At 44.1% G+C, this 20,451-nt stretch carries 25 protein-coding genes and 1 pseudogene; 13 read left to right on the top strand and 13 right to left on the bottom strand.

The genetic code is table 11. From position 1 onward, the window contains the following. Positions 1-111 precede the first annotated feature (111 nt). Entirely contained in the window at positions 112-654 is a 543-nt protein-coding gene (locus tag GJB61_RS13205) for a helix-turn-helix domain-containing protein (RefSeq protein WP_154118980.1), read from the bottom strand. A 307-nt stretch (positions 655-961) separates the two neighbouring features. On the opposite strand from GJB61_RS13205, the gene GJB61_RS13200 reads away from it, so the two are divergent. Together GJB61_RS13200 and GJB61_RS13195 are read left to right on the top strand one after the other, a co-directional pair. After that, a complete protein-coding gene (locus tag GJB61_RS13200) occupies positions 962-1,855 on the top strand; it encodes an MBL fold metallo-hydrolase (protein WP_154118979.1) in 894 nt (297 codons plus the stop codon). Positions 1,856-1,886: 31 nt separating this feature from the next. Beyond that, positions 1,887-2,885 (top strand): alpha/beta hydrolase, encoded by a 999-nt coding sequence (locus GJB61_RS13195; RefSeq protein WP_154118978.1) that lies wholly within the window; start codon positions 1,887-1,889, stop codon positions 2,883-2,885. A 140-nt stretch (positions 2,886-3,025) separates the two neighbouring features. On the opposite strand, the gene GJB61_RS13190 is transcribed toward GJB61_RS13195, so the two are convergent. Together GJB61_RS13190 and GJB61_RS13185 are read right to left on the bottom strand one after the other, a co-directional pair. After that, positions 3,026-3,415 carry a collagen-like protein gene (locus tag GJB61_RS13190; RefSeq protein WP_154118977.1) on the bottom strand — a complete coding sequence of 130 codons (390 nt, stop codon included), beginning with the start codon at positions 3,413-3,415 and terminating at the stop codon, positions 3,026-3,028. A 293-nt stretch (positions 3,416-3,708) separates the two neighbouring features. Then, complete coding sequence (locus GJB61_RS13185) at positions 3,709-4,986, bottom strand: amidohydrolase family protein (RefSeq protein ID WP_154118976.1); 1,278 nt, start codon at positions 4,984-4,986, stop codon at positions 3,709-3,711. Between the two features lie 178 nt (positions 4,987-5,164). On the opposite strand from GJB61_RS13185, the gene GJB61_RS13180 reads away from it, so the two are divergent. The 3 genes from GJB61_RS13180 (at position 5,165) to GJB61_RS13170 (ending at position 7,783) form a co-directional block, all read left to right on the top strand. After that, positions 5,165-5,596, top strand: coding sequence for a MarR family winged helix-turn-helix transcriptional regulator (locus GJB61_RS13180; protein WP_154118975.1), 432 nt, complete (start codon positions 5,165-5,167; stop codon positions 5,594-5,596). A 127-nt stretch (positions 5,597-5,723) separates the two neighbouring features. After that, positions 5,724-6,071: an AbrB/MazE/SpoVT family DNA-binding domain-containing protein gene (locus GJB61_RS13175; RefSeq protein WP_229521659.1), complete on the top strand. Its 348-nt coding sequence runs from the start codon at positions 5,724-5,726 to the stop codon at positions 6,069-6,071. A 17-nt stretch (positions 6,072-6,088) separates the two neighbouring features. Continuing rightward, the gene (locus tag GJB61_RS13170) at positions 6,089-7,783 is read left to right on the top strand and encodes an ABC1 kinase family protein (protein WP_195724328.1); all 1,695 of its coding nucleotides are present in this window, start codon (positions 6,089-6,091) and stop codon (positions 7,781-7,783) included. 179 nt (positions 7,784-7,962) lie between these two features. Here GJB61_RS13170 and GJB61_RS31200 read toward each other — a convergent pair whose 3' ends face one another. Then, entirely contained in the window at positions 7,963-8,193 is a 231-nt protein-coding gene (locus GJB61_RS31200) for a GNAT family N-acetyltransferase (RefSeq protein WP_195724327.1), read from the bottom strand. Next, positions 8,194-8,853 carry a TetR/AcrR family transcriptional regulator gene (locus tag GJB61_RS13160; RefSeq protein WP_154118973.1) on the bottom strand — a complete coding sequence of 220 codons (660 nt, stop codon included), beginning with the start codon at positions 8,851-8,853 and terminating at the stop codon, positions 8,194-8,196. Positions 8,854-8,992: 139 nt separating this feature from the next. Between GJB61_RS13160 and GJB61_RS13155 the strand changes: the two genes are divergently transcribed. The 4 genes and pseudogenes from GJB61_RS13155 to GJB61_RS32580 form a co-directional block, all read left to right on the top strand. Continuing rightward, complete coding sequence (locus tag GJB61_RS13155) at positions 8,993-9,811, top strand: oxidoreductase (RefSeq protein ID WP_154118972.1); 819 nt, start codon at positions 8,993-8,995, stop codon at positions 9,809-9,811. Positions 9,812-10,537: 726 nt separating this feature from the next. Then, complete coding sequence (locus GJB61_RS13150) at positions 10,538-10,966, top strand: MarR family winged helix-turn-helix transcriptional regulator (protein ID WP_229521657.1); 429 nt, start codon at positions 10,538-10,540, stop codon at positions 10,964-10,966. Between the two features lie 20 nt (positions 10,967-10,986). Continuing rightward, entirely contained in the window at positions 10,987-11,310 is a 324-nt protein-coding gene (locus GJB61_RS13145) for a putative quinol monooxygenase (protein ID WP_154118970.1), read from the top strand. A 195-nt stretch (positions 11,311-11,505) separates the two neighbouring features. Continuing rightward, a pseudogene (locus GJB61_RS32580) lies at positions 11,506-11,604 on the top strand (YetF domain-containing protein); the annotation flags it as partial. A gap of 71 nt (positions 11,605-11,675) precedes the next feature. Here GJB61_RS32580 and GJB61_RS13135 read toward each other — a convergent pair. From GJB61_RS13135 to GJB61_RS13125, 3 genes are all read right to left on the bottom strand, one after another. Then, the gene (locus GJB61_RS13135) at positions 11,676-12,080 is read right to left on the bottom strand and encodes a VOC family protein (RefSeq protein ID WP_338115798.1); all 405 of its coding nucleotides are present in this window, start codon (positions 12,078-12,080) and stop codon (positions 11,676-11,678) included. 73 nt (positions 12,081-12,153) lie between these two features. Further along, positions 12,154-12,261 carry a WCX domain-containing protein gene (locus GJB61_RS13130; protein WP_229521651.1) on the bottom strand — a complete coding sequence of 36 codons (108 nt, stop codon included), beginning with the start codon at positions 12,259-12,261 and terminating at the stop codon, positions 12,154-12,156. 104 nt (positions 12,262-12,365) lie between these two features. After that, a complete protein-coding gene (locus GJB61_RS13125) occupies positions 12,366-13,301 on the bottom strand; it encodes a VanZ family protein (RefSeq protein ID WP_154118969.1) in 936 nt (311 codons plus the stop codon). A 414-nt stretch (positions 13,302-13,715) separates the two neighbouring features. On the opposite strand from GJB61_RS13125, the gene GJB61_RS13120 reads away from it, so the two are divergent. From GJB61_RS13120 to GJB61_RS13110, 3 genes are all read left to right on the top strand, one after another. Beyond that, a complete protein-coding gene (locus GJB61_RS13120) occupies positions 13,716-14,186 on the top strand; it encodes a pyridoxamine 5'-phosphate oxidase family protein (protein ID WP_154118968.1) in 471 nt (156 codons plus the stop codon). A gap of 351 nt (positions 14,187-14,537) precedes the next feature. Continuing rightward, a complete protein-coding gene (locus GJB61_RS13115; RefSeq protein ID WP_154118967.1) occupies positions 14,538-15,398 on the top strand; it encodes a helix-turn-helix domain-containing protein in 861 nt (286 codons plus the stop codon). A gap of 93 nt (positions 15,399-15,491) precedes the next feature. Further along, positions 15,492-16,289 carry an SDR family NAD(P)-dependent oxidoreductase gene (locus GJB61_RS13110; RefSeq protein WP_154118966.1) on the top strand — a complete coding sequence of 266 codons (798 nt, stop codon included), beginning with the start codon at positions 15,492-15,494 and terminating at the stop codon, positions 16,287-16,289. Positions 16,290-16,606: 317 nt separating this feature from the next. Here the strand turns inward: GJB61_RS13110 and GJB61_RS13105 are convergent, their stop codons facing one another. Together GJB61_RS13105 and GJB61_RS13100 are read right to left on the bottom strand one after the other, a co-directional pair. Then, entirely contained in the window at positions 16,607-16,987 is a 381-nt protein-coding gene (locus GJB61_RS13105; RefSeq protein ID WP_154118965.1) for a hypothetical protein, read from the bottom strand. Between the two features lie 488 nt (positions 16,988-17,475). After that, positions 17,476-18,420: an MBL fold metallo-hydrolase gene (locus tag GJB61_RS13100; RefSeq protein ID WP_154118964.1), complete on the bottom strand. Its 945-nt coding sequence runs from the start codon at positions 18,418-18,420 to the stop codon at positions 17,476-17,478. 188 nt (positions 18,421-18,608) lie between these two features. Between GJB61_RS13100 and GJB61_RS13095 the strand changes: the two genes are divergently transcribed. Further along, positions 18,609-19,022 carry a MerR family transcriptional regulator gene (locus tag GJB61_RS13095; protein ID WP_154118963.1) on the top strand — a complete coding sequence of 138 codons (414 nt, stop codon included), beginning with the start codon at positions 18,609-18,611 and terminating at the stop codon, positions 19,020-19,022. A gap of 325 nt (positions 19,023-19,347) precedes the next feature. Here the strand turns inward: GJB61_RS13095 and GJB61_RS31715 are convergent, their stop codons facing one another. The 3 genes from GJB61_RS31715 to GJB61_RS13085 form a co-directional block, all read right to left on the bottom strand. Next, positions 19,348-19,533: a hypothetical protein gene (locus GJB61_RS31715; RefSeq protein ID WP_229521650.1), complete on the bottom strand. Its 186-nt coding sequence runs from the start codon at positions 19,531-19,533 to the stop codon at positions 19,348-19,350. A gap of 7 nt (positions 19,534-19,540) precedes the next feature. Continuing rightward, a complete protein-coding gene (locus tag GJB61_RS31710) occupies positions 19,541-19,759 on the bottom strand; it encodes a hypothetical protein (RefSeq protein WP_229521649.1) in 219 nt (72 codons plus the stop codon). A gap of 70 nt (positions 19,760-19,829) precedes the next feature. Further along, a complete protein-coding gene (locus GJB61_RS13085; RefSeq protein ID WP_154118962.1) occupies positions 19,830-20,438 on the bottom strand; it encodes a TetR/AcrR family transcriptional regulator in 609 nt (202 codons plus the stop codon). Between the last annotated feature and the right edge of the window lie 13 nt (positions 20,439-20,451).

Below are 20,451 nucleotides of genomic sequence, written 5' to 3'. Positions count from 1 at the left end.
AAGGCCCAAAGTCTATTTCGACTCAGATCCTTTATTTTAAAAGATCATTTAATCACTTTGTTATGTATTTGATCTTCCTCTCATTTCAGGCTACAAATGATACGGCTCACCTTAGAACGGGGGAGTCGAAACGGAAAGAAGTATGGTTTCGCCTTTCCAGATATTTTTATAGCGATGAGGGAGGGTAGCATCATAGTAAATGCTATCTCCTTCTTCTAGAACATATCGATCATTACCAACAATAATTTCCAATTTCCCTGAAACGACAAATGTAAATTCTTCCCCTTCACTGTGACCCACACCGATCTCCCCAGAAGTGCCACCTTCTTCAAGCACCCCATAAAGCGGACCCATTTTGTTGCTCTTTCCCTGACTAAGCGCAAACCAGGTAATCCTGGAGCCTTCGGATTGAACAAGAGGTTTTCGTTCGTTTTTTCTTATGACAAGGCTTCGTTCGTCATTTGCTAATAAATCCCTGAAATTGATTTGCAATGCATTGCCGATCCGTTTTAATACGCTCATGGAAGGATTTGCCTTATCCCGCTCAATCTCGCTGAGAAACGATGGCGAGATTGAGGCTGCTTCGGACACGTCATGGAGAGTTAATTTTTTCTCTTTTCTTACTTTACGGATGGAACCGCCTATTGAATTCATGTAGATATTTCTCCCCCTCGATATTTTTTACGCTGACAGCGAAATTATATTATTATTATATGTCTCAATTTGTGCATTTACAAGCATTTGAAGTGGGTCAAGATTACGTTCTAAAAACGTTGATTTGTGAACATGATTGCCTTAGTATTTATATCAAGGTTGATGTAAAGCTAGCTCCCGGGACACTAGTAAGCATTGTCTTCAGACAGAACACCATTGAAAGGAAATTTTTCAGACCTATCTAGATAATATTCGTTGCTAGCGTAATTTACGCTCTTAAATAAATCATAGAGGGAGAGAAACAATCATGGCACTAGGCTCAAAGATCTATAAGGTGGGAGATATCACTGTCAGACGTATAAATGAATTGGAAACAAACGGATATACGGCGAAGGATCTTATTCCTGATTGGGATCCATCCTTCTTAGAACAGCATAAAGACTGGTTGGTTAAAGGAAGTATGGATGAGGATCTGGAACATGTCATCATTACGATCGGAAATTGGATCGTAAAAACTCCCGAGCATACGATTTTAATAGATACGTCTACTGGAAATGATAAAAACTTGCCCAATAATCCGGGTCTTTCCAATCTTCAGCTTCCCTATCTTCAATGGTTGGAGGAAGCTGGCGTAATCCCCGAGGAAGTGGACTATGTCTTGCTGACGCATCTCCATTATGATCACGTCGGCTGGAACACTAAGTTAGTTGACGGCAAATGGGTTCCGACCTTCCCAAATGCCAAATACATTATGCCGAAGATAGAGGAAAAATTCTTTGGTAGTTCGGAAAGCCATAACGAGGCAAACAAGGTAAGCATTAATGCCTACGAGGAAAGTGTTTTACCGATTATCCAAGTGGGATTAGCCGAATTCATCGGACCAGAGGGCGGAGACTTTATGGATGGAATCAAATTCATCCCATCGGCAGGCCATAGCATCGGTCAAATGTCGATCAGTATAACATCACGCGGGGAAGAAGCCTTCTTCGCCTCCGATGTCTTGCATCATCCGATCCAGGTATATCGTCCGGAATGGAACTCTTGCTTCTGTGAATTCGATGAACAAGCACGTGAGTCGCGGCTTTTGGCGCTTGCCTATGCAGCGGATCGCAACGCCCTTTATTTCGGCACGCATTTTCCTAGCACTTCTGCAGGTTATGTGAGTCGGGATGGAGACGGCTTCAAATGGCGCTATGAGTAATTAAATCTGGTTAAATGGCAGGTGTATTAACATGAATACAAATCTATTATTAAACAAGCAATTCATTGTGAAGGAAGACTTTAGAATTCAAAGCGATACACCGGGCATTGAACTGCTGGTTAGAAATAAACGCTTGGCTTCCAGTGAAAGCTTTTCCGCAGAACGGACAATATTGATCGTACATGGTGCAACCTATCCAATCGAAAGTCTATTCGATGTCGAACTCGACGGCTTTACCTTTTTGGATTTTCTCGCCAGTCATGGTTATGATGTGTATGCCGTGAACGTACGCGGTTATGGTGGATCGACTCACCCACCCGAGATGGAGCAGCCTGCTGATCACAATCCTCCGCTCGTCCGAACCGAAACAGCCGTTCGAGATTTTGGTACTGCGGTTGATTTTATCTTGAATCGAAAGAAAATATCCAAAATCAATGTGTTCGGCATGTCCTGGGGCGGGACCGTAGCGGCCGCTTACACCAGCATGCATAACAATAAAGTGAATAAGCTTACCCTAGTCGCGCCGCAATGGATTAGCTCAGAGCCTATTCCGCTTGATCCCGGCGGTCAGCTTGGAGCATATCGCTTCGTTCCGACAAACCAAATGAAGGTTAGATGGTTAAGTGCTGCTCCGGAACATAAGAGAGACAACCTCCTCCCAGACGGCTGGTTCGAGAAGTGGTCGGAAGCCACACTTGCTTCTGACCCCACTAGCAAGATGCGGACCCCCCTGAGTATCCAAGCCACTAACGGTCCCATACAAGATGTACGCGAATATTGGGGCGCAGGCAAAAAGTTCTATGAACCCAAAGATATCAAGGTTCCGGTCCTTTTGGTTCATGCAGAATGGGACATCGATGTTCCGATCGAATTGGCAAAAGAGATATTCTCCGAGATAACAGGCGCTCCCTATCGGCGTTGGGTCGAAATCGGAGAAGGAACGCATATGGTCATGCTTGAGAAGAACAGATTACAGGTCTTCCAGGCAGTGCAGCAATTTCTCGATGAAGAATACAGTCCAGCGAGGTAAATTCTCCTAAAGTGTGAAATAACATTTTCCAAATTCCAATTCGAGCCATGTTGAGTAGTAGCAAGGTCTCATGCCTTTATTTATGATTAGATCCACAACAAAGAGAACAGGCCACTGGCTGTTCTCTTTCGCTGTCTGTCTTAGAAGCACGTGAACGAGCTAATCCGATTCAAATCGATACCGAAGTATCCCCAGAAGAAACCGAACCATCTGAACCCTGCAACAGAATTACGCCCGACGAATACAGGGAAGAACCAGAATTGCTCGCCGTTGTTCAGCCAAATGTATGTGTTGCGGAATAGGCAGCGTCTGATCCCACCGGGGTCGATGGCAAATGTGGTGGCCTGCATTTGCGGTACAAATTGCGGTGGAGGAGCCGTCGGCGCTTGAACGCCTCCCGGTGCACCCCCTGGAAATCCTCCGGGAAATCCACCTGGAGACCCCGGTCCTCCCGGTCCGCCCGGTACGCCAGGTCCGCCCGGGATTCCCGGAAATCCTCCGCCGGTTCCCGTCGTTGGATAATATCCCATATGTGATCGCTCCTTTCAATGAGTAGGCATAATCATCATATGCATTCGCGGAAAGGGCGACTGGGCGAAAGCCAAATAAAAATCCCTGCCCAACCAAAGTTAAACGGTAGTGAAGAAAATTAGCCGCCTTTTTATTCTTGAGCGTTTTATTTTCACTGAAAACCATCAATAAGCTCTAACATTGGCAGTATCAAAAAATTCCAGGAACTGGATCCCTCAGGAAGATGCCAACCGGCAATATCTGCTCAGCGAAAATTCTGCTTGTACGTTCTGAGGCTGTGGCGTCGTAGCAGTCACCCTCCTATTTTGCGAACACCGCGCTGCCAAACTTCGCGAATTGATAACGTATCGGAGATATTCGTTGTCGGGTCCCCGTCGACCAAGACCAAGTCTGCTCTTGCCCCCTCAACGATACGTCCGCGATCGTCTAGGCTGAAGCGGCGAGCTGTCTTCGAAGTAGCCGACTGAAGAGCTTCTACAGGCGTGAATCCCGCTTCCACCAATAGCTGCATCTCGTGGTGTACGCTGACTCCATGGGCAAGTCCCCCCAGTGATGGAACCGGTACAGAGACATCCGTACCTACCAGGATATCTACGCCCGCACGATGAAGATCCATCACATTTCGATAGTTATCTTCCATGCTGCCTTGCGGGTAAGTATGGAAACTGGAATTTAGAGTATCCAGCCATTCTGGACTGAGCTTGGAACTCACACGAGAATCCTGCGCCATTTCAGATGCGGGTTTACCGATAATGGAGGAGTTTAAGACGAGACATGGCGTAACGAAAGCGCCAGCTTCAGCAATCATTCTCACCAAATCCGGAGTATTTTCAGGACGATCGATAAATAAGTGAGCAAGTCCCTCGACCCCAACTTCTATGGCTTGCCGGGAAGATTCGGCAGTCAATACATGGGCAATCGCGATTTTGTGATGCCGATGTGCTTCCTCTACAGCTGCTTTCAGAATATCTTGGCTTAAGACAGGCAGTCCGGGCGCTGCTAATACCGTCCCTTCTTCGATCATAATCTTGATATAGTCCGCTCCATCTCTAACTTGTTCGCCTACGAATGCCACCGCTTCGTCCCGGTTCGTTACCGTGGGCGCCTCCCCATGATCATGCGCATGGGCAACCAGCATGGCGTTACGATCTTCCTCGCTCATCTTTTCCATTTCTTTCAGTACAAAATCTGGAATTTCCCCATCCCCTGGCATGAGTTCATCCGGGTGTCCGCCCGGAGGTGTGACCCCCATCCCAGCAGATCGTACGTCGGCAATATCCTCGATCCCTTTCAACTGTGCCTCGCGGCCGTTTCTCGTAAACCCGCCCATCATTTCCAATTCAGTCGTAACTCCGAATTTCAGTGCGTCGCGCAAGCCGTCTATGGATGTATGAACGTGAGCATCAATCAGACCCGGAATCAAAGTCCCTCCTCCCGCATCGATAATGACTGCATGCTCCGGTATTTCCCCGCCCACCGATAAGATCTTTTCATCTTCGATCAGAACCTTCGTGGCTCCGATCACTTTCTCACCGTCAAAGATACGCACATTAGTAATTGCAGTAATCATTCTGTTAGCCTCCTAGAATAATATATTTCATTTAATGTTTGAACTATAACAGTTAGATATCTAACTGTCAACATTCAAACTAAACGAGATCTAACAAATTAATTGACTATTTGGGTCTCGAAAATTAAGATGATCTTATAATTAGAACTCAAACTATAGCAAGGGAGTCCAGCGCAGGATGACGAAACAAGGTTTGCTTACCCCCTACTCAGATTCAATCCGAGACATCGGAATGAAAGTCAGAAGCATGGCGAATACCAGATTATCAGAACTGGGACTGAACGCTCAACAAGGACAGATGATGGGCTACATTTTTGAAAATCAGGACGAAGGTGTGATCCAGAAGGATTTGGCCATTCACTTTAACCGTACAGGAGCTACCATTACAAGTATGCTTCAGGGTTTGGAGAAAAAAGGATACATCAAGAGGGTGATTCCAAAAGATAACGAGCGGCAAAAAAAAATATACTTATTGAAAAAAGGGACCGACCTCGTCGAAGAATTTGACGAAATATTCATGGAAGTAGAAAAAAGCATTACCAAGGGCCTTACCGAAGAAGAAAGCGAGACCTTCATGAAGTTATTAATCAAAGTTAAAGCGACCATGTAGCAAGTAAAGCTGGGAGTTTCATGGGTCAACTCTCCGAAACTATTTGAAAAAGTCAACACTATCATTGATAATATGATTAGTATGAAATATCATACTATTGTGTAGATTGATTATCAAAGGAGAGATTATGATGAATCATAAAAAAGAAAATGGTCATGGATTCGGGCATGGCAAAGTGCTGGGAACAACATCAATGGGTGAGAGAGGACAAATTGTTATTCCTAGAGAAGCTAGGGAAGAACTTGAACTCAAGCCAGGTGAGAAATTCATCGTTTTTGGGAATAAGCGCAAGGGTGCTGTCATTCTGGTCAAAGCAGAAATGTTCAACAAATTTGCGGATTTCTTCATGAGCGCTTCGAAAAAGTTTGAAAGTATGGCCCAAGCGATCTTTGATAAAAACACTACTATCTCTGAAGATGAGGATGAGGAGCCTGTAGTAGATGAAAAAAGACCTGAGGTAGATGAAAAAGAATGAGCGAATTCTTTAAATTGATGAAGGATGTCCGGTTCAGAAGAACCATGCGGATGATTTTTAAGTTCGCTTGGGATTTCTGGTGGCTGGGCAAGCAAAAGCATTTTATTCCGAGCCGCCGCTTAGAAGCGAAAACAAAAGCATTATACCGAAAACAGGCAACCTATTTTACGAATACTGCAATGGATATGGGTGGATTAATTATCAAGCTTGGGCAGCATGTTAGTGCACAAGCGGATATTTTGCCGAAGGAAATTATTGATGAATTGTCAAAGCTGCAGGATTCCGTAGATTCCGTAGATTTTTCCGAGATACAGCAAAAGGTAGAGAGTGAACTCGGAGCATCCATTAGCGAGATTTTTTCTGAGTTTAGTACAACTCCTATCGCAGCGGCTTCCTTAGGACAGGTACATCGGGCGACCTTACGAACAGGTGAAGAAGTCGCAGTGAAAGTTATGCGTCCTGGGGTCGAGGACATTATTGCAATTGATTTCAAGTCCCTCCAAATTGCTGTTCGATTATTAAAACGCTGGACAAAGATTGCAGACTTCATGGACTTGGATGCTGTGTATGATGAGTTTCGCGAAACCATTATGGAAGAGCTCGATTATCAAAAAGAGGGGCATAATGCAGAAGAATTCCAGCTGCAGTTTATCCATCGGGATGATGTCGTCGTTCCAGCCATTCATTGGTCCTATACCACTTCAAAGGTTTTAACCATGGAGTTTTTGGAAGGTGTAAAAATCAACGACTTTGCCCAGCTTGATGCTTGGGGTGTGGATCGGACTGAATTAGCGAAGTCACTGATAGAAATTTTCGTAGAACAGATTCTATTAGAAGGATTTTTTCACGCAGACCCGCACCCGGGCAATGTTCTCGTGCAGCCTGACGGTACCATAGCCTTAATCGATTTTGGAATGGTCAGACGAATTGCAGATGATATGAAGACGCAAATGGTAGCACTTGTAATGGCAGTGTATTTAAAAGATGCTCACGGCGCCATCGATGCCCTTAATCGTTTGAGATTTTTAAGACGGAATGTAGATTTAGAGGTATTTGCAAGGAATCTCACGTCATTATTTGAACAAATAAACGGGGATACGTTTGACTTGAGTTTTGTGACGTCAGGTGACAATGTTGAGGAGTTACGTGATTTCTTCTATTCCCAGCCCTTTCAGTTACCTGCAAATACAACATTTTTGGGAAAAGCCATAGGCACGGTGTATGGACTTTGTACTGGACTGGACCCTGAGCTTGATTTGATTGGGGTCGTTAAGCCTTATGTTGAAGAGGTTATGCGTGGCGATCTAAGGGGAAGTGTCTTCTCCAACGTTGTAGATGAAGGCAAAAATCTTCTCAAAGGAATCCTTCCTACGACAAAAAAGTTCATTTCTGCAGTAGATAAAATGGATAGCGGAAATCTACGGGTAAAGTTATCAATTTCCTTTGAGAAAAAATTAATAGAGACACAAAATAAGAATACAGGGCGGATTATTGCAACAATCATTGGCGCGGTATCTTTTCTGACTGCTGCAAACATGTGGAACGAAGTGAATCATATGGTTTCTTATGTGTTGGGCGCTTTTGGGTTGCTCATTATGTTGAGCCAACTCAGAGCAAAAGAAAGCCGCCGTAATGTAAGACATGCCAGGCAGATGAACGCCATGCGTGAACAGAGTAGATTGGAAAAGTCGAAGTTTAATTCGCATGAATAACTGCCAAATCAGCAACCATACGTTTACAGTTCGACGCCGAAATAATTAGAGCCATCCTTTGTAGGATGGCCCTTTCGTTGTCACGATCATGATCACTATGGCTTCTTCTGCCGAACGTGGTAATAACTTCCAATCATCCTCTAAAATGACATAAATGCAATCGTCATACCATTGATCATTCAACCGATAACTTTTGATAAAATGGCTTTACCTTGAAATTCAGGAGAAAGAGTAAAGCCTATTTCAGCCTGGTAATCATCAGCCATAAAGTGAATGCCGACATCACCGATAAGCTTCCCATCCTTCAGGCAGCAGGTCCAGTGATTTCTGGGTCCATTCCACTCGCTTCCGCACTCTTCGCCTCCTGAGATGCTGTGAATCGGCAGCTTGCTACTATACGGGTACTGCACTTATTTGTTTGCCTTCAAATTATGATTTAAATAACTCACCGTAAAGGAAATGAACTCAGAAAACTCGTCAATGAAATCAAGAGATTTATAATCAATCTCCAACTGCTCCATGGCCTCTTTTTGGATCGGTGTCGGTGATGTATACGGAAATAATCCAATTAAATAGTGCGTTTGCACCTGAAAAAATTTATCGATCGTTTTATCATCCCATACAGGGAAAACGCATTTAATTACATGATTTAAATCAACCGTTTCAATGGAGAATTGTTTTTTAAAGCTAACAAGCTTCTCCAGAGTCACATTCCTCTCAATCATTGTAAAAAGCATCGAAATTAATTTTAGGAACCGTTGATGCCGATACACAACCTCTGCCCAGCTTTGTGAAAAAGCCTGGATTTCATGAGTCATTTCAATAGTGAAGTTTTTTTTGAGGTCACTAATCCAATCCTTGAATTCATCCAGAACGACAAGAAGAAAAATCTCTTCTTTTGAAGAAATATACTTATATAAATTGCCACGCGTAAACGTGGTTTCTTTTGCGATTTTAGCTAAATCAATTTCATGAAATTGCTCTGTATCAAAGAGCTTAATAGCTGCATTTTTAATTTGCTCCACTCTGATCTTTCGCTGTGTATCATTTCGTACCCGATCAAATTCCATTAGTTTAGACTCCCTTCGAAAAAATTATAGCATAAAAATCTTGCGTAACCATAAAGACTACACTATAATAGCCCTTAAGTAACGTGACGTCACGTCAATAAAAGGTGTTTGTTTGAGAAGAAACGAGGAGGAATGAACATTGAATACGCAAGGTGTTGTTTTAGTCACTGGTGCATCGGCAGGAATAGGTAAAGCTACCGTAAAGTTGCTTTTACAGGAAGGGTTCATTGTATATGGGGCCGCCAGACGTGTGGAGCAGATGCGAGATATTGAAACTAAAGGCGCACATATTATGGAAATGGACGTCACGGATGAAACATCCATGAAGAATGGCGTTAACCGCATCATACAGGAACAGGGTAGAATCGACATTTTGTTCAATAATGCGGGATACGGTTCCTACGGTGCAGTCGAAGATGTGCCGATGGAAGAAGCACGGCGCCAATTCGAAGTTAACCTTTTTGGATTAAGCCGTTTGACACAATTGGTGCTCCCTCAGATGAGAAAACAAAAATCAGGGAAAATCATCAATACTTCTTCTGCCGGCGGGAAAATCTACACTCTGCTCGGCGCATGGTACCACGCTGCAAAACACGCCCTGGAAGGATTCTCCGATTGCCTTCGTCTGGAAGTCAAGCCCTTCGGTATCGATGTGGTCATTATCCAGCCGGGAGCAACGGAAAGTGAATGGGCAGGGGTTGCGTCCCAGCATGTGGAGAAGACCTCAGGGAATACAGCCTACAGTAAAATGGCCGCCGCCTTTATAAAAACATTTGAGAATCCAAGTGGTACTTCTTCCCCTGATGTTATTGCCCGATTGGTTTTAAAAGCGATTCAATCCAAAAAGCCGAAAACAAGATATGTGGCGGGCAATGCCAAATTAGCTTTGTTCATGCGGAAAATCTTGTCCGATAGAATGTTTGACCGTGTGATTTATCAAATGTTTAAAATAAGATAAGTTAGCCCGCGCTGTCTGTATCGGATTTGAAAGGTCACACCGAATTTATCCGTTACATCACCAAATCCAGGGCTGAAATACCATTGATACTTATTCAAAACTAGTCAGCAAAGCATTTTCATATGATAGAAATTTACAAAAAAGAAGAAATGAAGAAGCGCAAATTATATTCACAGGCATTTTCAGAATCGCATTCATTTAAAGGGTCACTTATATTTATTACCGGTTAAGATGGATAAACGATAATAACTACTATAAATCCAATAAATGATGTCATGGCTGCTCCTTAGTAAATTAAAAAGATTATTAGAAAATAAAATTTCAGACTATTGCCATTAATCATAAAATAAGAACTACACTTAAGCTACAGCAAAAAGCACAAGCCAAGGGCTTGTGCTTTTGTTTTCTAACGTTTTCAATTTCTCTGCTTCATAATGATTCTTTAAGTACATTTTTCGCCACACGTATCTTGGCATCACGAAGCATACTCACGATATCCTGAATATCGCTCTCAGCTGAGGTAACCAAAAAATCTTAATCGGATCATATATTCCATCCTTCCAATTCTGGCGATTTTCATATCGAACAATCTTGACATTTGTAAAAGTTAGTATTATTCTATTAATAGTTAAACGTTTAACTATTAAACGTTTAACTATATTGCACACGCCATCCGTATGAAATTGAAAGGAGGGATACAAAATACAGAACGAGCCGATGCTGTTAATGATTAAGGAGTTTTCAAACGTTCTTCATGAACTCAACAGTAAAATTATAAAATTCGTTGACGAGCAACTAAATACAACAGGTTTGGTTCGAACACATTTTGGCATTCTGCATGAGTTGGCGGACGGAAAAGAACGCTCAATGAGTGATTTAAGTAAAATTCTGCATGTTACAAAACCAAACATAACCGTTTTAATCGATAAGCTTGTAAAGCTTGACTATGTTGAGCGGGTAAACAGCAGCAATGACAGAAGAGTGTCTTTGATTCGCCTTACAGATGCTGGGCAAAGGCTTATTAACAAAACAGCTGAAACGCTAATTAATTCCTCCTCTGAAATTTTAAAAACTCTTGATGACGAGGATCGGGAGCTAATAAAACAAACGACTCAAGCAATGAAAAAACTGTTAACCAAGTTCAATAACACATAATTGTTAGGAGTGACTATGCGATGAATACAAAAAACCAATATCCCGAAAGTATAACGATATTCATTGAAATCCATGCAAAAGCTGGCGAAGAGGAGTTTACAAAGCAGACTTTCAAGACTACAATTGAAACTTCAAATAAACCGGGTCTCATTAGCTATGAAATCTTCGAAGACAGCAATGCACCCGGAACTTTTTACTCAACTCAGGAGTGGGAAAGCGTAAAAGCCTTTCATGCTCATATGAGCGAAGCAAAATCAGCTGGAATAGTAGAAGCTACTTCTATGTTGCGGGAAATGCCAAGGACCAGTATCCTCAAACGCATAGGGAAATCTGAGAATCTGTGATAACAAAAAGCCGCGAATGGATATATAATCCAGATCGCGGCTTTTTTCGTCCTACTTATATGATAGGCCTAAAAAGGCGTTTACGATAAGCTCAACCATTAGCTCATCGCCGTATCGCTGCTGACCTTCTTCGGCATCTCTTTCCTCGTGTCCAAGACCGCGCTTGAAAATAGGACATGGAACCGGTTGGTATCCGGCACTCCGACCGTCATCGAGAACGGCAAAATTCTCGATGACAACATGCGAAAACTCCGCTATACGCTGGACTCCCTGGCCCAATCTTTGCGAGAAAAATGGAGGAGATCGAGTACGCTTGCCTATTAATTAGCTACGACCTCGACATGACCCTCATGAAGATCAGTTAATCAATGCCTGCCACTGAACCGTTTAATCGCTTCCTCGGTCACCGGCTCGAAGAGGTTTACAAGGTTGCCGTCGGGATCACGGAACAGCATAGAACGGTTCCCCCACGGCATCGTGGTCGGTTCTTTTACCCAATCATAGACAATTGGCTTCAAGCGTGCGTATTCGGCTTCGACATCGTCGACGCGGAATTCGAGGATGACAGTGTGATTGCTCGCTGCCACTACGGAACCAGCGCCGAATAGCTGCGCCGTTTGGGAGTGGCCGATTGCCAGGGTACATGCTGGCATAACGAGTTCGGCAAAAACAGGCGCGGGGTGCACCGCCGAAACACCCAGGACTTTTTCATAGAACTCGACGAGACGATTCACATCGTCGGTAATGATGCGTACAGAAGCAAAATTCACAAAATACCATCCTTCCTATACTCCTTTATGTTTACATAGCCAATAATAAAACAACGCTACTGACAGCGTTATGTCAGTAGCGTTCTGAAATTTTTTGGGCTTCCTCACGAATCTTATTCCGGAATGGTTCAGGCTCCAATACGATTACACCCGCTCCCCAGCCGAGCACCCATTGCAGCAATTCATCCAGTTAGCGTACGCGTAAAACCACATCTAATGCAGCTTCTCGACCAGTTTGGGACTCAACCCAGCCTCTCTCTCCCAGTCGCACCTGACCTTGCCCCTTTACTTATTCCAGGTGTACCTCATCTCCCTGAATCCGACATCCCATATTCTCTCATTTCCCTCCAGAGTGATCGTGAGCTCATGGGCCCCTTGAAGATAAATGGAGGACATCCCCGGTTCATGGCTTGGATCTTCTACGGACGTGGACAGATACTCCTGGCCATCGGCAGAGATGCGCAGACTCCCATGAGCATCCTCTTGATCGGGAATCCCAAAATTCAAGTAGAGATAAAGCTCCTTTTTGCCTAACGTATATGTGTACGTCACCGTACTTTTACCTTCGGTGCTGTACGCATTATACTGGGGCTCTACGTTTTGTCCGCCGATTTGGAAGCTGTCTCGCGTTGTTCCCGTCGATGAACTTGCACCGCTGTTTTTCAACTCGTTTAATGCAACGAAGGGGCCTAGTTCTTTAGTAAACGCTTTGTCGATGATCCCGAAGCTCCCCCAAATCCCGATCATCAGGACAATCGCGGAGATGCCCGTAGCGGCCAGGTTTCTCCGGACCTTTTTTGTACGAAATCCGAATCTAAACGCCCCGAATCCGACTGCTGCGCCTAAAGAGTTTTGAATAACGTCGTTCATATTGAAGCTGCCGAGCAAAGTGAGCGCCTGAACAGTCTCAAGCACAAGGATACACAGGATGAATAGGATCATGAATCGAATGAAGCCGGTTCGATATAACAACGGGATCAAGATACCGAAAGGGATGAAGGCTGCGATGTTTCCAAAACCCACAGCATCCATCATCGTTGGATGTAGAAGATCCGATAGATCCGGCAGCTTGAAAAAATCATCCGGTAAAAATAGAAAGGTGTAACCTGTCTCCCGACCTACGGTATCTGCTCTGCCGAAAGCAATAAACATAAAATAAAGAATCAAAACGGTATAGCATAGGGTTATGGCTAAAATAACTTTACGATGCTTGGTATTCATTATCTGCTCCTTTATTCGAAAGTGCTCTGTAGACCAGAATACCTCATGATAACACGCTGATAAACAGTAAAGGCAAGCCTGCTATCATGCAAGGAGAAGGGAATTCAATCTTCTTGACAAAGATCCCGATTTCCCATTATGCCCCGCGAGGAGTTCCATAAAAAAAACTTGCAGCTGCTTATGATACGGTTCACCGTAACATCTATAGAGCGAAATCGAAGGGCTCCAGTTCGGGTACCATATACACTTGTTAAGTGCACTATTTTAAGACTCTATCAGTTGAACCATACCTAAATCGAGCAGAGGATTATGATAGCGATTTAATATTTTATCGTATTATTCCTCACATGCACTAAGATTTCACAATGATAAGCTTAACATTATATGCCTTATGACACTTTAGGAGGTAATATAATGAGCAAGTACGACGAAGCCATGAAGCTGCTGGAAGAACAAGTGGGTAACAAGGACGGCCTAATCTCTCTGTCCACCATCGCACTGGAACCGGGGGCCAATGGCAAAAGTCGTCCCGCCGCCCGCATTGTGGACGCCTATTATGAGGACGGTGCATTCTACACCGTCACTAACGCGACCTCAGGCAAGATGCAGCAGATCGCCCAAAACCCCGAAGTCGCTGTTTGTATCATCATCGAAAACTTTACGGCCGATGGTATCGGTGAAAACCTGGGTTGGGTATGTGACGAGAAAAATGCGGAGATGATGACAAAGCTGCGCACTATATTTGCCGAGTGGTATAACGAAGCCAATAACGACGAAGACCCTAACACATGCCTGCTGCGCATTCGCCTGACAAAGGGCCTGTGGAATGACGCCCATAAAGGGATCAGAAATGAGATTGATTTCGTCAATAAGACGGCAAATTAAGTGGTCTATGTGGTTCGCCTTATTGATTAATGTGAAGTAGACATTTGATAACAGACAATGTTAGCTCAAAGAGAGTGTCCGCACACTCCCTTTTTTTCGTGTTACTTATGGTAGGGTTCCCCGCACTTTCTTTAGCAGCAAGTTTTTTTCTAAGGACACCCTTTATGGGATGATCCTCTCTTGAACAACAATTTTGAGAAATCTAGAAACTTTCCTTATAATTGACCTTACTTCAACGAGTATACTCTATGTATGTCACACTAAAGATGGAACGCAACATGATTCGATCAAGTGGTGACTTCTGCTCATATCCACGAAATTGTATTAGTTAATAGAGGAGGCAGAGCCTATATGGAGAACCATGACTTTTCATCCGCTTTGGGGGAATTCATCAAATCGCGCAGACATCGGCTTCAGCCTGAAAATGCGGGAATCAAGCCCTTGCCTGGCCGAAGACGTACTCCGGGTCTTCGAAGGGAAGAAGTCGCCTATCTGGCCAATGTCAGCATAACTTACTATACCTGGCTGGAGCAGGGCCGAGAGAGGAATCCTTCCCCAGAAATCTTGTCCCACATCAGCGAAGCGCTGCAACTGGATGCAGACGAGCGGAAGCACTTATTCGACCTGGCCGCACCCGATCCAATCAGCTTCAGCATGACCCAGAGATCAGATAAACCCGATACCCGATTTTTGCAAAACCTTGTGGATCAAATGCGTTATCCTTCTTTCATTGCCAATGAGTTTGCCGATATGATCGTCTGGAATCGAGGATCGGAGCTCGTTGTCGCGGACTTCGGCCGATTGCCGGAAAGCGAACGAAACATGGTGACGCTGCTGTTTCTGGATCCGGAGTACCCGAAGAGGCTTGTAAACTGGGAAGAATTTGCTCGTTACATGGCAGCGTTAATCCGGGCAGGCTTCGACAGTAACAAAAACAACCCCATGTACATGGAACGATATGAGCGTCTTAGACGGAACAGCGAAGACTTCGTACGTTTGTGGGAGTGGCATGAGATCCGGCAAAAAAGCTCTGCCCCGGTTCATTATCTCCTTCCAGACGGACAGGAATTGGCGTTCACGATCCATTGCGCTGCCATCGACAATAATCCGGGATTGCAATGGTGCTTCTTCGTTCCTACACCAGGTTCGGGAACGGAAGAGCGACTAGCAATCTTGCTGAAGCAAGACGCCGAATGGCCGCCGCAATCTTAGCCTGTTAGTTCCGTTAATAGTATAAAGGCACAGTGGTTAGCCCCTTCTATCGTTGGTATTATGATAACCATATCAAGACGAGGGGGCTATGTCATGAATACCTATCCATATCAGGGCAAGTTGGCAGTGGTCACCGGTGCTTCATCCGGAATTGGCGAAGTGTATGCTTGGGCGCTGGCTGCACGAGGCTGCCATGTGGTATTAGCCGCACGCTCAGAAAAGAAGCTGAAAGCATTGGCCGGCGAAATTCAACGTAAGCATGGAGTGCAGGCGTATGCCCTGCCCTGCGATTTGTCCAAAGCAGGTGCCCCGCGCCAACTAGCCGAATCCATCGCCCAGCTCGGCCTAACGGTAGATATTCTAATCAATAATGCAGGCATTGGCACGCATGGCCGCTTTGAGGAGATCGATCCAGAGCGCGAGCAGGAGGAAATTATGCTGAACACCGCTGCTCTTGTCGACCTGACGCATCATTTTCTGCCCGGCATGCTGGAACGCAAGGATGGAGTCGTCGTCAATGTGGCTTCAATGGCCGCGTTTGCCCCTTGCGCCTATTCGGCTGTTTATGGTGCAACCAAGGCTTTCGTGTTATCTTTCTCCGAAGCGTTGTGGGCCGAAACCCGTGGACGCGGTGTGCGCGTCCTTACCCTGTGCCCTGGTGCGACGGATACAGGCTTTTTCGATGCTGTCGGTAGCAAGGACATGGCGGCGGGTAGCGCATTGTCCACTCCGGAGAAAGTCGTTCAAGCTGGATTTCGCGGAATCGACAAAGGTAGCAGTTATATCGTCGATGGGCGAAATAATCACATGGCAGCTCAGATGGGTCGTTTTCTTCCCCGGCACAGAGTAGCTATGATAATGGAACGCATCACGCGCCCCAAAGAACATTGAGAGACCCACTTAAGGTAGTTCTTTGATAATGGGTGCGTGATCCACCATAACGTATTGCAGTTTATGTGCAGGAATGATATTAAGCTAAGAAGTTCGCCCTGTTTATGATACGGTTCACCGCGCTGTCTGAAGCAGCAAGTTTTGCATTTAAGTTATAGCGAAGACAAAGACATATATCTATATTAACTATATTAACGGATCAGCCAACCTTGTAGTTCTGCGGCCTCAGTATACACGATACACTGCTGCCTCTTTAAAAAAGAAGATGCGAGAAGCCGATTCATCACCGGACGCTTTTCGCACCTTCTTTTTCTTGTCTAAATTAACGCGTTGAAATGGCCCTCTGAGTTTACCGTTGCCGTCCGGGGATCAGTCAGACCGATGCCCTTGAGGCCTCCCTTTCCTTCAGTCCGCAAGAGTGGGGGAAGGTCTTGAAGCGGAGGAGCCAGTACAAAATTGACTGAGGTGCTACTCCCACTTTTCTGCATCTGTTGGGCCTCCAGCAATCGAATTCTCAGCTGCAGCTGCTCCCGGCGATAAGGAGTCTGCCTCTCTCCGCCCTGCGCTGCATTCACCTTGTCCAGTTCCATCTGCAACAAATTCCGCTGCTTCTCCAAGGAACTGACCTCGCTTTGTGTGCCACCGTAAGCTGCAATGGCCTGTACCGGGCTGATGCCTGATATTGTCTGTGCCGCCATGATGTGTCCCTCCGTTTCCTTAGCTCCCACTCCAAATTCAGCCAAGTTTAAAAGTTCTAGTCATTCCTATTACCCCACCGCCCTCGCCATGACAACAATCTAACCGCATATAGGAAAAAAATCGTCACATAGTCTCAGTCAGCGCTTGTTTCTACCATACCAAAGACCCATCGAGGACTGGTAAAAGTCCCTTCTTCAAGGTAAATCATTATTCTGTAGCATAAACAAGCTCGCAGGAAAAATATCTACGTAACATTCCAACCAGAGTTTGACCTACCCTGCTCCTACGGTCGGTATGCTGTAAATACAGGTTCCTGCGAGCTTTTCTTCAAAAAACTTGCCCCTACTTATGATACGGTTCACCGTATCATCTATTGAGCGAAATCGAAAGGCACACGATGGGTGCCTTCTTCGCGTAACTTTATAAGGTATACTTCATACTTATCCTCTTTTCTATATTTATTTTGCAAACAGTGTTGCTTGTTGTCTCATCTGTTGTTTTGAACAAGCATACTGTTAAAGAGCCAGCGAAAGTTCCATCTGAAATACTGGGGCAGATGCCAATCCTCATAGCCTTTTAATACCCCTTGTTCCAGCCAGTAAGACTCTGATTTCCCGCTTTTTACAGCTCCAGAAACATAAGTGATCGTTTTCTCCAAAAAGCGTATGACATCCGTGATTCGATCTGAATTAGATACATCTCCGTGTCCCGGAACGACAGTATCGACCTTGAGGTCTTTTTGAATGCGTTTAAGGATGCGTATCCAAGCGTATGGATTACCGTATGGTATGACCGGAATTGTCTTAGTCGATATTAAATCACCAGCGATCAAAGTTTGCTCTTCTGGAACGTACACAACAGCATCACTTAAAGAATGACCGCCTCCGTAAGATAAAACTTCGATTGTTCGCTTTGTTCCTTGAATAACGAGTTTATCGTCAAAAGTTATCGTGGGAATCACCCTGCAAAGGGAAGGGATGGCATCATAAAGGGCTCGCTGTACGGAAAGATCATAGTCGATTTCAGTTAGCATGTGGGGATCTCTTTGCTTTGAACGTACATGATTTAGGCTAGTTATTAACTTTTGAATGTTTTGCTGCATGAGATCAATATTCACTTCACCCATATCAGAAAGCAAATCTCTTGTCCAAACGGTAGATATAAATTCGCTTTGCATAAATTCCTGATTGCCGTTGACATGATCTCCATGAAAATGTGTATTCACTACATATTTAACCGGTTTGTTTGTTAATTGTTCAGCAGTATGACGTAACAAAACACCAGAATGCGGCAGGTTGGTTGTATCCACTACAACGGTTAAATCCCCAAGATCAATAATTGCTGCATTCCCCAGAGAACCGCTGCCTGGAACCGAAATAGCACCCCAGATACCTTCCGATGCTTGTTGAATCGTGAAATATTCGTTGTTCATTGTTACACCCCTTTAGTGTTTGTTCCTGAATTTCAATTAGTAAAGTTAACTTACAAGTTAGAGTCAACTGGAAGTCAAGTGAATTTTCAGGGTGAAGTTAGGGGCAATTGTAAACATTGGCTTTAAGTTAACTGAAAGCTGTATAATATTTTTCAATACCAGCATTAAAAAGGAGGGACAGAAATCGGATGCTTACGATAAGTCAAGTGTCAGAAAAAACGGGATTAACTCCTTATACGATTCGTTATTATGAAAAAATCGGGGTACTACATGAACCCAAGCGTAGTAATGGAGGGGCACGTGTCTACAAAGAAAGCGAGGTTTCCTACATTCAATGTCTAAATAAACTGAAAAAATTAGGCTTATCGCTTGAGGAGATTACGGAATTTACTCGTGAGGGCTGTGTGATGGATAAAATTCAACAAGGTGAGTATCCTTCTAATTATAATCCCACCTTAAAAAAACGGATTGCAATCCTTGAGAAGCATCTGATGGGACTGGAATCCAGGCGACAAGAAATTGATTACATGATTTCTCTCGCCGAAGAGAAACTTACCCTATACCAAGAACTTACGAAAGAAGACAGAGTAAATACTAGATAATAGAGGCGTAATCCTATGTGAACACTGCAGGGTGCCTGATGTAGAAGATCAGACACCCTGATGCGAGTATGAATTCTGAATGATTTCCATACTCCGGGTGCGGCAATTCCCCTGACTGAACTCGAAGCAGCTCACTTTAACGTACAATGTTAAATTATTATTTTCCCGATTTCGGCAACCAAGAAAAAACTAATTCCCCAAAAAACCACACATAGAGTTAATGGTGTCTGACTTGTCTGCAGTTGCCCGTACAATGTCAGGCTACTCTCTCTCATACGGGAATGTACGCGGGAGTTTGGCGGCAAGCGCTAAATGATGGGGGCAACTATAAAAAGCTTTGAATAGAACTTTCAAAATTAAAAGCTTGAAGAATACTGTAGTTTTTGACAGATATATTGATGCCATACTCAGGCTTGCTTGTCTGACCCGGTTTGCTATAATCTCGATCAACAAAAACCGCATCTGGATTTGCCCATGTCTTCGCAGGAATTAAAAAGAAGTCCGGCATCATATCGTTTCTAAAGATGAGCAAATACATACCCCGTTCCCCTCAGTGATTTGACTTGAATTTCCGAAAAGATTCCCGCTTTATTCTTCACAACAAAGTCGATTCCCCGATCATCAACCTCCGATGAGAACACCTCAAGTCCATAAGAGGCAAAATCCATCTTAGCAAAATACTCAGCATATCGTCCAAGTTGCAAGGAATTGAGAAGCGCCCAGTTTTTATTTGGCATTTTAAGATTCCCTCCTGGTTATGGTCACAAGACAATCAAAAGAGCAATACCCAATGTTGCGGCGGAATTATCACCGTGGTATAAGAGGTTCGCTAGGTTTGAAGACAGACCCTGGTCTATTTGAACTGGATATGTAGTGCTGAAGGAGAAATTTAGACAAATCTTCAGGGGATTCATGCTTTTTATTCTTAATCCACTGGACCAACACACCGATGGTCGAACCAACATTCGCAGCTATCACATATTCTACATACTCTGCGGGTATACCCTCAATAAGATAAGCATGGTTGTAGTAATATTGCTGCAGTACTTCAATATAAGAATTGTTTAAAATATCAATCCTATTAATTCTAGTTATCGTTTCAATAAGGTAGGAGTTCCCGGACCAGAATTCAAGAAACGGCTTGGTTGAGGCCGGACCGGGAGCTACGCCATGCCGAGTTTGATAATTTATAAGATAATCCTTCAATTGTACGCATACTTGGTTGCATTTGAATCTTAATACGTCATCTTTATGGTCAAAATTTCGATAAAAAGTCGATCTTCCAATACCTGCGCGATTAACAATATCTGTAATGCTTATCTCCTCATAAGCCATTTCCATGGACAACGCCTGCAAAGATTCAAAAATCCATTCACTGGATTGGATCGATCTTTTATCTTTACTTATATGGTACAAAAAAACGCCTCCT

Origin of the sequence: Paenibacillus monticola, from assembly GCF_009664975.1 — a bacterium.
Taxonomy (GTDB): Bacteria; Bacillota; Bacilli; order Paenibacillales; family Paenibacillaceae; genus Paenibacillus_AQ; species Paenibacillus_AQ monticola.
The sequence above is the reverse complement of the archived record's forward strand: the minus strand, read 5'-3'. Positions and strand labels throughout refer to the sequence as shown.